Origin of the sequence: Oceanicella sp. SM1341, from assembly GCF_003448965.1 — a bacterium.
Classification (GTDB): domain Bacteria; phylum Pseudomonadota; class Alphaproteobacteria; order Rhodobacterales; family Rhodobacteraceae; genus Paroceanicella.
The window spans coordinates 82,055-95,518 of sequence record NZ_QRGC01000013.1 but is presented as its reverse complement, the minus strand read 5'-3'; the positions used below and the strand labels follow the sequence as shown (position 1 = coordinate 95,518).

At 69.2% G+C, this 13,464-nt stretch carries 9 protein-coding genes; 6 read left to right on the top strand and 3 right to left on the bottom strand.

Annotated features, from left to right (window positions below):
• Window positions 1–326 precede the first annotated feature (326 nt).
• Complete coding sequence (locus tag D3P35_RS13510; protein ID WP_118135261.1) at window positions 327–1,151, bottom strand: aldo/keto reductase; 825 nt, start codon at window positions 1,149–1,151, stop codon at window positions 327–329.
• Window positions 1,152–1,164: 13 nt separating this feature from the next.
• Window positions 1,165–2,343, bottom strand: coding sequence for an MFS transporter (locus tag D3P35_RS13505; protein WP_118135260.1), 1,179 nt, complete (start codon window positions 2,341–2,343; stop codon window positions 1,165–1,167).
• A 54-nt stretch (window positions 2,344–2,397) separates the two neighbouring features.
• On the opposite strand from D3P35_RS13505, the gene D3P35_RS13500 reads away from it, so the two are divergent.
• Window positions 2,398–3,321, top strand: a complete 924-nt coding sequence (locus tag D3P35_RS13500; protein ID WP_232830506.1) for a LysR family transcriptional regulator — start codon at window positions 2,398–2,400, stop codon at window positions 3,319–3,321.
• Window positions 3,322–3,491: 170 nt separating this feature from the next.
• On the opposite strand, the gene D3P35_RS13495 is transcribed toward D3P35_RS13500, so the two are convergent.
• On the bottom strand, window positions 3,492–3,803 hold the full coding sequence (locus D3P35_RS13495) for an ETC complex I subunit (protein WP_118135258.1): 312 nt from the start codon (window positions 3,801–3,803) through the stop codon (window positions 3,492–3,494).
• 446 nt (window positions 3,804–4,249) lie between these two features.
• Here D3P35_RS13495 and uvrB point away from each other — a divergent pair, with 446 nt between their 5' ends.
• The 5 genes from uvrB to D3P35_RS13470 all read left to right on the top strand — a co-directional run bounded on the left by uvrB (window position 4,250) and on the right by D3P35_RS13470 (window position 13,463).
• A complete protein-coding gene (gene uvrB / locus D3P35_RS13490) occupies window positions 4,250–6,427 on the top strand; it encodes an excinuclease ABC subunit UvrB (RefSeq protein WP_118135257.1) in 2,178 nt (725 codons plus the stop codon).
• A 94-nt stretch (window positions 6,428–6,521) separates the two neighbouring features.
• Window positions 6,522–7,235: a hypothetical protein gene (locus tag D3P35_RS13485; RefSeq protein ID WP_118135256.1), complete on the top strand. Its 714-nt coding sequence runs from the start codon at window positions 6,522–6,524 to the stop codon at window positions 7,233–7,235.
• Between the two features lie 745 nt (window positions 7,236–7,980).
• The gene (bcsN, locus tag D3P35_RS13480) at window positions 7,981–8,661 is read left to right on the top strand and encodes a cellulose biosynthesis protein BcsN (RefSeq protein WP_118135255.1); all 681 of its coding nucleotides are present in this window, start codon (window positions 7,981–7,983) and stop codon (window positions 8,659–8,661) included.
• A 126-nt stretch (window positions 8,662–8,787) separates the two neighbouring features.
• Window positions 8,788–11,190: a UDP-forming cellulose synthase catalytic subunit gene (bcsA, locus tag D3P35_RS13475; protein ID WP_118135254.1), complete on the top strand. Its 2,403-nt coding sequence runs from the start codon at window positions 8,788–8,790 to the stop codon at window positions 11,188–11,190.
• Window positions 11,187–13,463, top strand: a complete 2,277-nt coding sequence (locus D3P35_RS13470) for a cellulose biosynthesis cyclic di-GMP-binding regulatory protein BcsB (RefSeq protein WP_118135253.1) — start codon at window positions 11,187–11,189, stop codon at window positions 13,461–13,463. The genes bcsA and D3P35_RS13470 overlap by 4 nt, the downstream gene beginning before the upstream one ends.
• Window position 13,464 lies beyond the last annotated feature (1 nt).

Below are 13,464 nucleotides of genomic sequence, written 5' to 3'. Positions count from 1 at the left end.
GGGCCGCCCGTCCGCTCGAGCGCGGGCACCAGCCCCCCGGTCGGGGCGATCAGCCGCCTCGACGATACGGCCGGGGCGTCGCCGATCCCGAGGATGCACCTACCCGAGGGCGTCTCGCGGTTTCCGCGACGCGTGGCAACGACCGGATGCAGTGTTTGCAGGCCTTGGCCGGGGGCAACGGATTCGGCTCACGTATCCGCAGGCTGCAGGGCCAGGCGGGGCTTCCCTTGCCGACACGAGGGAGATGCCCGGCACTGCCGGAGCCGCCCGACCCGGAGATGCCGGGCCGGGCGTCGGGATGAGACGGCGCATGGGTCCGGGGCCGGTCAGTCCCAGTCGGGCGCCAGCCCCGGGGGCGACACGATACGTCCGTCCGGGCGCGCCAGCGCGTCGATCCGGGCGATCTCCTCCCCGCTCAGGGTGATCCCGGACGCGGCGAGGTTGCCCGCCAGGCGCGCGGTCTTCGCGGTCTTCGGCAGGGCCACCGTCCCGGGCTTGTGCAGCAGCCAGGCCAGGGCGATCGCGGCCGCGCTGGTGTCGTGCACCTCGGCGATTTCGGCCAGCTCGGGCGCCTCCGTCACCCTGCCCTGCGCCAGCGGCGCGTAGGCCTCGAGGGGGATGCCCCTCGCCGACTGGAACGCCCGCAGCCTGGTCTGGTCGATGAACGGATGCATCTCCACCTGATTGGCAGCCAGCGGCGCGCTTAGGATTTCGGCGGCCTCCGTCAGCATCGGGATGGTGAAGTTCGAGACACCCCCGAAGCGCAGCTTGCCCTCCGCGATCAACGCATCCAGCACGGGCAGCGTTTCCGCCAGCGGCACCTCCTTCGACGGCCAGTGCAGCAGCAGCAGGTCGATGTAGTCGGTGCCGAGCGCCTTCAGCGATGCCTCCGCCGCCTTGCGGAAGTCGCCCGCGGCAAAGTCCTTCGGCAGGATCTTCGTCGTGACGAAGACCTCGCTGCGCGGCACTGGCGAGGCGCGCAGTCCCTCCCCCACCTCGGCCTCGTTCTCATAGGCCTGGGCGGTGTCGATGTGGCGATAGCCTTCGGCCAGGGCGGCCAGCGTCATCTCACGCGCCTCGCCGGGCTTCATGCGGAAGGTGCCGAGGCCGAGCGAGGGGATGCCGGCGGGGCCGATCCTGCGAATGGTCATGAGGTTGGTCCTTTCATTCCGCGGGGACGGGGGATACGGCCCGGTCGAGACGACCGGACAGCCGGGTCAGCAGCACGCCGAGGGCGACGGCAACGGCACCGAGATACGGGGCGGCCCCGAGGCCCAGGCCCGCGACGATCAGGCCGCCGGCCCAGGCGCCGAGAGCGATGCCCAGGTTGAAGGCGCCGATGTTGAGGCCCGAGGCCACGTCGATGGCGTCAGGCGCCACTTCGCGAGCGATCTGCACGGTATAGACCTGCAGCGGCGGGACGTTGGCGAAGGCGAAGCCGCCCCAGATCGCGATCACGACGATCGTCGCCACGGGCGAGGTCAGCACCAGGCCAAGGGCCAGCAGCACCACCGTCAGCCCGCTGAAGATCACCGTCAGCGCGGGCACCGCGCCCAGGCGGTCGGCCAGCTTGCCGCCCAGGATGTTGCCCACCGCAACGGAGGCGCCGTAGAGCAGGATCACCAGGCTGACCGCCCCGGCGCCGAGGCCGGTCACCTCGGTCAGCATCGGCGCGAGATACGTGAAGGCGATGAAGTTGCCGCCATATCCGACCGCGGTGATCAGATAGATCAGCAGCAGTCGCGGCGAGGTCAGCACCCGCGCCTGCGCCCGCAGGCCGGGCGCAGCACCCTGCCGGAGGTCGGACGGCACCAGCAGGACCGAGGCCACCAGCCCGATCATGCCCAGCACCACCACGCCGAGGAAGGCCGACTGCCAGCCGAAGAGCTGACCGATCCAGGTGCCAAGCGGCACGCCGGTCACCAGCGCGACGGTCAGCCCCAGGAAGACCAGCGCGATGGCCGAGCTTTCCCGGGATCGATCCACGAGGCTGGTGGCGATGGTCGAGGCGATGGCGAAGAAGACGCCATGCGCCAGCCCGGTGATGAACCGCGCGGCCAGCAGGCTGTCGTAGCCGGGAGCGACGGCCGCGAAGGCATTTCCGGCGATGAACAGCGCCAGCAGGGCCAGCAGCAGGGTCTTGCGCGGGACACGCCCCGCGAGCGCCGTCAGCACCGGCGCCCCGATGGTGACGCCGAGCGCGTAGACGCTGACCAGAAGGCCCGCCGACGGCAGCGACACGCCAAGATCGGCGGCAATGGTCGGGATGAGGCCGACGATCACGAATTCTGTCGTGCCGACGGCGAAGGCGCTGATGGTCAGCGCCCAGAGAGCAAGGGGCATGGGAGGTCTCCTGTTTCGACTTTCGTCGGCAAGATGGCTCCGCTACGCTTTTGCGTGAACAGACAGCTTGGCAAAGGCTCGTTGCGCGAAATGCACGAATTACCCCAGACCAGGGAACTGGCCGCCTTCGTCGCGGTGATCGAGGCCGGCGGATTTGCCGAGGCCGGGCGCCACCTCGGCGTCGCCCCGTCGACGCTCAGCCGGACGGTCAGCCGGCTGGAGGGGCTGCTGGGCGTCACACTCCTGCGGCGCAGCACAAGGGCCATCGAACTGACGCCGGAGGGACGGGACCTGCTGGCCGCGGCCCAGGACATCGTCACGCGGACCGAGGCGCTGGCGGATCTGGCCGCCCGGGGCAGTGCGCCGCGCGGGCCCCTGAGGGTGAATGCGCCGGTGGGGTTCACATTGCATGTGATCGCCCCGCGTCTGGCGGAATTCCATGCGCTCTATCCCGATGTCGAGGTCACGCTCGACATGACGGACCGGCCCGTCGACCTGATCGACAGCCATGCCGATGTCGCGATCCGCTTCGGCCCGCTGTCCGACAGCGAGCTGCTGCAGCGCCCCCTCGGCAAGGCGCCGTGGCGGCTGGTGGCCGCGCCCGACTATCTTGACAGGAAGGGCTGGCCCGAGCAGCCGGAGGACCTCTCCCGGCTCACCCAGGTCCGCTTCACCTCGCCACAGCACATCAACACGTTGCGCTTCGACGGGATCAGGGCGCCGGTCATCGTGCCTGCCTCGGTTCACGCCGAGAACGGAGAGGCGGTGCGCAGCCTCATCCTCGGCGGCATGGGCATCGCACGGTTGTCGGAGTTCATGGTGGCCGAGGACATCGCCGCCGGCCGCCTTGTCCCGCTGTTCACCGACCGCTTGCTTGCCGCCCCGCTGGACATCACGGCGCTGTATCTGACCCGTGTGTCCGGGCTGCGGCGGCTTGCGGTCTTCCTCGACTGGATCGGCGCAGACCCGGGCGCCTGACGAGGCGCGGGCCGGGACCATCCGAAACCGCGTGGCCGAAGCGCTTCACCGGCCCGCTCTCAGGAACCACAGCCGAGGGGCCGACAAGAAGCGGCCAGCCCCTTCGGACCAGCCTCCGGCCGGATCTCGTGGCCTGTCCGGCCACAACGTGATCGCGATTTACGGGGGGATCAGTGGGTCCAGGCGCCGCGGCGGTTGTGGGCGAAGTTCTCGCCGTAGCCGCGGGGGCGGATGTTGGCCTTGCGCGGCTTGGGCTCCTGCACCTGGAAGGGGATGCCGTTGCGCTCGGCATAGTCGATCGCGGCTTCCTTGCTCTCGAAGCTCATGCGCACCTGGGAGCGCATGTCCCCCGAGCCCTGCCAGCCCATCAGCGGGTCCACCCGCTTCGGGTCTTCCGGAGCGAATTCCAGAACCCAGTCACGGGTCTTGGCCATGCCGGACTGCATGGCGTTGCGGGCTGGCTTGTAGATGCGGGCGAGCATGCGGCAACCTCTCCTTGGCCTTGTCATCCGGGTTATCTCGCAAAGCCGTTTCCGAAGCAATACCGCGGCGGCGAAGCCCCCTCACCCATGCGGCCGGCGTGCAGCACTGCAACCTCGCGCGCGAGGCACTATATGCAGGGCTGACCAATCGGGAAGGGCCATGCGGGAAAGGGATGTCAGGGGGGGGAAGTGCGAAGCGAGGGATCACCGGCCGACCGCGAGGGAGCGAGGGGTGGGGTGGGTGGTGCTGCGACCGACCGGTGACCTTCTCTTGCTGCTTGCCCCATCTTGATACACCGCGATCTTCACACCTTGCAAGAGAAAACTTCCCAAAAAATTGAAAAACTTTCTGCGTGCTCAACCTGTGGTTTCATGGGGAATTGCCGGTGAATCGAGTTGAAACTCGCCCGGTCAGCGGCAGAATGGGCCGGAGGAGTTAACAAACCATGCTCATCGACGCGCTGACCACCGTTCCGCAGGACCCGAACCGCCTCAAGACCGAGGGCGGCAAGCGGATCGTGATGGAATCACCCTTCCAGCCGGCGGGCGACCAGCCCACCGCCATCGCCGAGCTCGTGGCCGGCGTGCAGTCGGGCGAGCGCGACCAGGTGCTGCTCGGCGCCACCGGCACCGGCAAGACCTTCACCATGGCCAAGATCATCGAGGCCACCCAGCGCCCGGCGATCATCCTCGCGCCCAACAAGACCCTCGCGGCCCAGCTCTACGGCGAGTTCAAGGGGTTCTTCCCCTACAACGCCGTGGAATACTTCGTGTCCTACTACGACTATTACCAACCGGAGGCCTACGTTCCGCGCACCGACACGTTCATCGAGAAGGAAAGCCAGATCAACGAGCAGATCGACCGGATGCGCCACTCCGCCACCCGGGCCCTGCTCGAGCGCGACGACGTGATCATCGTCGCCTCGGTCTCGTGCATCTACGGCATCGGCTCGGCCGAGACCTACGGCGCGATGACCCAGGAGCTGGTGACCGGCAAGAATTACGACCAGCGCGAGTTCCTCGCCGACCTCGTCACCCAGCAGTACAAGCGCAACGACCAGGCCTTCCAGCGCGGCTCCTTCCGGGTGCGCGGCGATTCGGTCGAGCTCTGGCCCGCCCACCTCGAGGACCGCGCCTGGCGCTTCTCCTTCTTCGGCGAGGAGCTGGAGGCGATCCAGGAGTTCGACCCCCTCACCGGCGAGCGCACCGCGACGCTGGACAAGACCCGCATCTACGCCAACTCGCACTACGTCACCCCGCGCCCCACGATCAACCAGGCGATAAAATCCATCAAGGAGGAGCTGCGCCGCCGGCTCGACCAGTTCGTCTCCGAGGGCAAGCTGCTGGAGGCCCAGCGGCTGGAGCAGCGCACGAATTTCGACATCGAGATGCTCGAGGCCACCGGCGTGTGCAACGGCATCGAGAACTACTCGCGCTACCTCACCGGCCGCGCGCCGGGCGAGCCGCCCCCCACCCTGTTCGAGTACATCCCCGACAATGCGATCGTCTTCGCCGACGAGAGCCATGTCTCGGTCCCGCAGATCGGCGGCATGTTCAAGGGCGACTACCGGCGCAAGTTCACGCTGGCCGAACACGGGTTCCGCCTGCCGTCGTGCATGGACAACCGCCCCCTGAAGTTCGAGGAATGGGACGCGATGCGCCCGCAGTCGGTCTTCGTATCGGCGACGCCGGGCAAGTGGGAGATGGAGCAGACCGGCGGCGTGTTCGCCGAGCAGGTGATCCGCCCCACCGGGCTCATCGACCCGCCGGTCGAGATCCGGCCCGTGTCGATGCAGGTCGACGACCTGCTCGACGAGGTGCGCAAGGTGGCCGCCGCCGGCAACCGCGCGCTGGTGACCACGCTCACCAAGCGCATGGCCGAGGACCTCACCGAATACCTCCACGAGCAGGGCATCCGGGTGCGCTACATGCATTCGGACATCGACACGCTGGAGCGCATCGAGATCCTGCGTGACCTGCGCCTCGGCGCCTTCGACGTGCTCATCGGCATCAACCTGCTGCGCGAGGGGCTCGACATCCCCGAATGCGCGCTGGTGGCGATCCTCGATGCCGACAAGGAGGGCTTCCTGCGCTCGGAGACCTCGCTGGTCCAGACCATCGGCCGCGCCGCGCGCAACGCCGACGGCCGGGTGATCATGTATGCCGACAGCATCACCGGCTCGATGGAACGCGCCATCGGCGAGACCAACCGCCGCCGCGAGAAGCAGCAGGCCTACAACCTCGAGCACGGCATCACGCCCGAGACGGTGCGCAAGAATGTCGAGGACATCCTCGAGGGGGTCTGGGCCGGCGACACCGACCAGTCGCGCATCACCGCGAAGACCGGCGGCAAGCCGCTGGTGGGGGCGAACCTGCAGGCCCATCTCGACGGGCTGCGCAAGGACATGATGAAGGCGGCCGAGAACCTCGAGTTCGAGGAAGCCGCCCGGCTGCGCGACGAGATCCAGCGGCTCGAGGCCGTCGAACTTGCCGTGGCGGACGATCCGCTGGCCCGCCAGTCCGCCGTGGAGGCGGCCTCGGCGCCGAAGGCCACGGGCCGCTCCACCGCCGGGCGCGGCGGCACCCGCGCCTATCGCGGGCAGTCGAAGAAGAAGAGCTTCTGACAACCGGCGCCGCGCCCCTCCCCGCGGGGGGGGCGCGCAACACTTCCTTAACCATGATGCACTGAAATCTTTCCCGAACAGGGGAAGGATTGCCATGTCACGGTCCAGCATCACCTTCGCGCGCCTCGGCCTCGGGCTGCTGCTCGTCCTGCCGCTGGCGGGGCCGGTTCTCGGCGGGGCCTGGCCGCGCGGAGAGGGACAGGCATTCCTCTCGCTCTCCGCCCTCATCGGCTCGCCGGCCGAGGAGTTTCCGCTGCCGCGCACCGAGTTCGGCTCGCGCGTGGAGCTATACGGCGAATACGGCATCACCGAGCACTGGACCGCGGGGCTCGATCTCGCGCATGCGCCGGGCGATTTCGGCGAGACCACCGGCATCGTCTTCCTGCGCCGCACCCTCTGGCAGGGCGAGCGCGACGTCTTCGCCCTGTCCTTCGGCGCCGGCATGCGCCACGACGAGGACGAGGGCAGCTCGGCCCGCCTGCGCCCCGGCGCCTCCTGGGGCCGCGGCTTCGAGACCGCCTGGGGCGGCGGCTGGATGGGGATCGAGAGCTCGGTGGAATTCAACCCGCCGGAGGACGGGCTCATCCTGAAGCTCGACGCCACCCTGGGCCTGCGCCCGACCGAGCGCTGGATGGTGCTGGCCCAGCTCCAGAACACCCGTATCACCGACGGCGGAACCTACGTGAAGCTCGAACCCTCGGTGGGCTATCGGGTGAGCGACAGCAGCCGCATCGTGCTGGGCGTGAACATCGGCCTGCACGGCGACACCGATGTGGGCGTGAAGCTCTCGAACTGGGTGGAGTTCTGATTCGATTCGCGCTGGCCCGCCCCGGGGGGCCCGCATGATGCATCGCCGCAACACGCGGGGCGTGCACAGCGCAACCTGAAGTGGTGTCCGACGCAGGCCGTTCTCCCGGAAGTCACTGCAGCGCACAAAATCGCCCTGCGACAGGCAAAAATGGTCGAAACGGCCCGATTTCTGTCATAATCTTCGCGCATATCACCACTTCAGGGGCGTTCCGCCCGATTGTCACAGCATTGCAGGAATTGTCGGAAGCCCGCGAATTTTCTGGGCAGCAGTTGAGTTTTTTTCTATAAGGTCGGCGTTCAAGCAGTCTCGTTGCGGCCGACGGGGTAATGATTTCAGTCATGTACGCGCCACTCCGGAGATTATCTGTAAACTCGGGGCATCTGCCGCAGGGCCGGTGCCAGCGCCGGCACCATCCGGCGGTGCGCCCCGGCCGGAATGCCCTGGGGGAGGCATGACAGAGAGTTCGTTGCGTTCGGGCGACAGACTGTCGATCACGTGCGGTGTGGGGCACATGCTGCGTCTTCAGCCGAGGACGCCGGCGCGGAAGCCAGGCCCTCCGCCGCCCTCCTGCCCCGCTTCCCCCTCCCCTGCCACGGCACGGTTTCTTAACGCGGGCGCGCTTCTCTCGGAGGCTGCGCCCCGGGGCGGCCCCGCGCCCGCCCGCGCGGCCTCCGCCGGCGGATCATCGCACCGACAAGAGGGCGCGGCCCCTCCCCCACGGAACAGAGGAAAGAGCAGTCCCTTGAAGTCTTCCACACACCCGTCCGGCCTCCGGCTTCCGCGCGCGCTGGCGGCCGGCCTCGCCCTGCTCACCCTCGTCGCCGGCTGCACGATGGAGCCCCGCTCGCTCGAGGAGATCGTCAACGAGGGCATGTGGAACCGTGTTCCGCTCACCGCCGCCTGGGTGCCGGCGCCCAACGGGCTCATGGTGCTGCAACGGTCGGTGGACGGGCATTCGAGCCAGCGCATCACCCTGGCCAACGAGACCGCGCTGGAGGGGGAGAACTTCATCCAGATGCGCGCCGGCACCGGCAACACCCTGCCATGGGGCCGCCCGGCGCAATACGACATCATCCTCACCGATATCGGCGGCTCCACGCCCTCGCCCTTCGAGGACCTCGAGCCCGGCCAGATGTTCACTGGCAGGGACGCCCTGGGCGCCTACACCTTCGCCTCCGAGGCGCCGCGGCCGGGGGTGAACTGCGTCTACGTGGTGCGCAGGCTCGAGGCGAACCGGGTGTGGATCCAGACCACCGACACCTACGTCGATTTCCAGATGCGCAACTGCGTGCCCGGCCCCGTCGCGCAGGCGATGATCCCCTTCACCACGGCAATGACCGCCGGAACCCTGGCCCGCGGGCCGCAGGGCACCGCGCCGGATGCGCTGCCCAACCTGTCGCCCTTCGCGGCGCCCACCCAATGAGCCGGCGGCCCGCCCCGCACCACCAGACTGCCCCCGGCCGGGGCCGCGGGAGATTTCCGCTCCGGTCCGCCACACTCACGGAACACCTTGTTTTGCCGAGAATTCTGAGCCTGAAAGGCGAAAAGGATGCTTAAAGACACGACACGCGGCGTCGAGCACGCCCTCTGGGGCGTCGTCGGGATCACCCTCCTGGCGGCGGTTGTCTTCCTTGCCTCCGTGCCGCTGTCCACGCCGGCGCAGGCCGTCGTCGCCATCTGTGCCGTGATCGTCGTCGCGCTGCTCAAGCCGGCGGCGCATGTGCCGATGGTGCGCTACGTGCTGCTGGCCACGGCCAGCTTCATCGTGCTGCGCTACCTGTTCTGGCGCATTTCCTACACGCTGCCCTTCGATGCCGACATCCCTTCGCAGATCGCCGCCTACGTGCTGCTGATGGCGGAGCTGCAGGCGGTCTGCGTGTTCTTCCTCTCGGCCTTCGTGACCGCCCAGCCGGCGGACCGCCCCCTGCCCCCGATCATCGACTACGCCGAGGAGCTGCCCACGGTCGACGTGCTGGTGCCCTCCTACAACGAGCCGGCGGACATGCTCTCCGTCACCCTCGCCGCCGCCTCGATGATGCGCTACCCGCGTGATCGGCTGAAGGTGATCCTGTGCGACGACGGCGGCACCGACCAGCGCTGCAACCATTCCGACCCCGACCTCGCCGCCGCCTCGCGCCGCCGCCGCGCCGAGCTGCAGGAGATGTGCAAGGAACTGGGCGTCATCTACGCCACGCGTGAGCGCAACGTGGGCGCCAAGGCCGGCAACATGTCCTCCGCGCTGGAAAACCTCGACGGCGAGCTCGTCGTGGTGCTCGACGCCGACCACGTGCCCACCCAGGATTTCCTCGAGCGCACGGTGGGCCATTTCATCGCCGATCCGAAGCTCTTCCTGGTCCAGACCCCGCATTTCTTCATCAACAAGGACCCGATCGAGCGCAACCTCGGGCTGGCCGAGAAATGCCCGCCGGAAAACGAGATGTTCTACGGCATCATCCAGCCGGGCATCGACAACTGGGGCTCCACGCTGTTCTGCGGCTCGGCCGCCATCCTGCGCCGCCAGGCGCTCGACGAGGCCGGCGGCTTCGCCGGCGAGAGCATCACCGAGGACGCCGAGACCGCGCTCGACATCCACGCCCGCGGCTGGCACTCGATGTACGTGAACCACGCGGTGATCGCCGGGCTGCAGCCGGAGACCTTCTCCAGCTTCATCGGCCAGCGCTCGCGCTGGGCCTCGGGCATGATGCAGATCTTCCTGCTCAAGAACCCGATCTTCAAGCGCGGCCTGACCATCTACCAGCGCCTGTGCTACCTCAACATGATCGGCTTCTGGCTGTTCCCGCTGGTGCGCATGGTGTTCCTGTGCGCGCCGCTGGCCTACCTGTTCTTCGGGCTCGAGATCTTCTCGGCCAACGTGGAGCAGTTCTCGGTCTACGTGCTCTCCTACCTGGTGGTGAGCCTGCTGGTGCAGAACACGCTGTTCCGCCGCTACCGCTGGCCGCTGATCTCCGAGCTCTACGAGACCGCCCAGACCCCCTATCTGGCGCGGGCGGTGCTCTCGACCTTCTGGAGCCCGCGCTCGCCGTCCTTCAACGTGACATCGAAGGACGAGACGCTGGACAAGGAATCGGTCTCGCCCATCGCGCGGCCGCTGATCATCCTGTTCCTGCTCATGGTGGCGGGCGTGGCCGCGGGCATCACCCGCTACGCGCTCTTCCCCGGCGACCGTGACGCGGTCACCATCGTGACCGGCTGGGCGATCTTCAACTTCGTGGTCGTGGGCACGGCGCTCGGCGCGGTCTGCGAGAAGCCGCAGCGCCGGGCCCGGCCGCGCGTCTCGGTGCGCGAGGCGGCCACGCTGCACACCGGTGACGGGCTGGAATACGCCGCCACCCTGCTCGACGTCTCGATGGGCGGCACGCGCATCGAGGTGCCGCTGGGCAGTGCGACCAAGGGGGCCGGCAGTGCACTGCTCGCCTCGCTGCGCCCCGGCCAGCAGGTGACCGTGCGCCCGCTCCTGAAGGACGAGGGCGCGCCGAACTTCCCCATCCTGTGCCATGTCGCCTCGGTGCAGCGCAGCCCGCACGCGCTGATCGTGGGGCTGAGCTATGCCGCCCAGCAGGCGCGCGGCGCGCGGTTCTCGGTTGCGAGCATCATGTTCCGCGACAGCCTGATGTGGCAGGCCAAGCGCCTGCAGGGGCGCAACGGCCCGGGGCTGGTGATGGGCGTGCTCTACTACCTCTGGCTCGCCATCCGCACCATTCCCGCCAGCGTGATGGCCATCATCCGCGATGCGCTGAGCCCGAAGCCGGACAATACCGGCGAGATCCGCGCGGTCATCGAGCAGGCGCATCCGTTCCGCTTCGGCGTGGAGATGCAGCCCAGCTTCGCCGACCCCGCCCCGCAACCGGTGGGCGCAGACCCGATCACCCTGCACCAGGACGCCGCGCTGCCCGCCGACGCGGGCCCCCGCAAATCAGGAGCCACGCAGTGAAGTCGCCCGTTCTCCGCAGCCTTGCCGCGACGCTGGTCTGCCTGTCCCCGCTCGCGGGCGCCGGGCCGCTGGGCGCGCAGGACCTCATCCCCCTGCCCGCTCCGCAGCAGCCCCAGCCGCAGCGCCCGGGCGCACCCGCCGCCCCCGCGGCGCCGGCGCAGCCCCTGCCCGAGATCGAGCCGGGCGACATCCTCGACCGCAGCCTCACCGCGCAGATGAGCCAGCGCCGCGGCCGCGCCCCGGCGCCGGCCGCCCTCGGCAAGCTCGCCCCGCTCAGCGCGCGCGACACCGGCCCCGGCCTGCAGCGCCTCTACCGCATGGACGGCGAGCTCGGCCGGGCCGAGTTCTCCATGCTGCTGCCCGAAGTGCCGGCCGACGCGCGCCTGCGCCTCGCCACGCTCAGCACGGTCGACCTGCTGCCCGAGCGCTCGGGCGCAGCCGTCTCGGTGAACGGCACGCCGGTGGGCGAGGTGGTGCTCGACAATTTCTCCAACACCGGGCGCGACGAGCTGCCCCTGCCCGATGGCGTGCTGAAGCCCGGGCGCAACACGGTGAGCGTCGATCTCACCCAGACCCACCGCATCTACTGCGGGCCGGAGGCGAGCTTCTCGCTCTGGACCAGCTTCGACCTCGCCAGCTCGGGCGTCACCTACCGCCCCACGCCCGGCGAGGTGACCTTCACCGAGTTCCTCAGCGATGTCTCGCTCGATTCGCTCGCCGGGCGACCGCTGGTGGTGCAGTCCTACGGCGCCGATCCGCAGCGCCAGAGCGCGATGCTGCTGCAACTGGCGAACTACATCGGCTCCGGAAGCCCCGGCGGCGTGCCGCGCTTCCAGTTCCGCACCGGCTGGCCGATGGACCTGCCGACCGGCAGCCGCGCGCGCATCACCATCCTGCAGGGCGATGCGCCGGGCTATAATTTGCGCCTCGCCGGCGACGGCGCCACGGTGCTGGTGCTGGTGCTCGGGCCCGACGGCGCGGCACCCGACATCTCCGGCCTGCTGCCGCGCAGCCTCGCGGGCGGCGACGCGCTGCCCGAGCCGGTGATCATCGAACCCGGGGTCGAGACCAGCTTCGAGGCGCTCGGCTACGGCGAGATCCAGGACCGCCAGCATTTCTACTCGGTCACCAAGCCGCTGCGCCTGCCCTCCGGCTGGATGCTGGAGACCGACGAGCCGGTGGTCATCAAGCTCGACTACAACGCCTCGCCGTTCCTGCCCGCCGAGTCGCGCCTCCTGGTGCGGGTGAACGGCAACCCGGTGCGCTACCTGCCGCTGGACGACCCCCAGGCGCTGGACGATTCGGTGAGCATCCGCTTTCCCGCGCGCTACCTGCACGGCGCCTCGAACGCCCTCACCTTCGACTTCTTCGTGCCGGGCGAGCCGGCGGACCGCACCTGCGCCCCCATCACCGAACCGCTGGCCCGCATCGCGGCCACCTCCTCCATCCTGGTGCCGGAAGCGCCCGAGTTCCGGGTGTTCCCCGCGCTCGAGAGCTACTTCACCCCCAATGCCGCCGGCCACGAGCGGCTGCGGCTCGACCCCGGTGCGAGCGACGACCTGGCCGGAATGATGGCCCTCGTCGCCTCCAGCGCCCACGGCGGCATGGACCTGCTCGGCCGTGACATGCTGGCCGAACAGGCGCCCGACGCAGGCCAGGGCGCCCCGGCCGCCACCCTCGCCATCGTCACCCCCGGCGCGCTCGGCGGGCTCGACTGGGACGATGGGATCGTGCCGCGCGAGATGGTCGCGCATGCCTTCCAGCGCGACCGGCTGGTCACCGCGCAGCGCGACTTCTCCTCCGCCCTGCCGCCCCTGCTGAGCGAGGAGGGGCTCGACGCCCGCTGGGAACTCTTCGTGCTCAAGCTCGGCGCCCTCGTCGGCCGGCCGGAGGTGCCGCTGCAGGAATGGCTGCACTCCTACCGCCCGCTCGGCGTGCTGGTGGAGATGGGCTCGCCCGACGCCCCGAAGATCTACGCCGTGGCCGAGGCGGATGACCGGGCGGCGGAGTTTGCCGGCTACCTCTCCGCCACCGGGCTGGAGAACCGCCCCGCCGGCCGTGTCTCGGTGCTCACCCAGGACGGGCGCTGGCATTCCTGGTCCGAAGGGCCGCGCATCTACTTCACCGGCGAACCCACTTTCGGCGGAATGCTCGCTGTGGCAGGGAACTATGCCTCCCGCTTTCCGGGTTATTTCATACTTCTGTCGCTCATACTGGCAGCAGTATCGGCTCTCGTGGCCTATCGCTTTGTCACCACCCGCCGGAAAAGGTAGT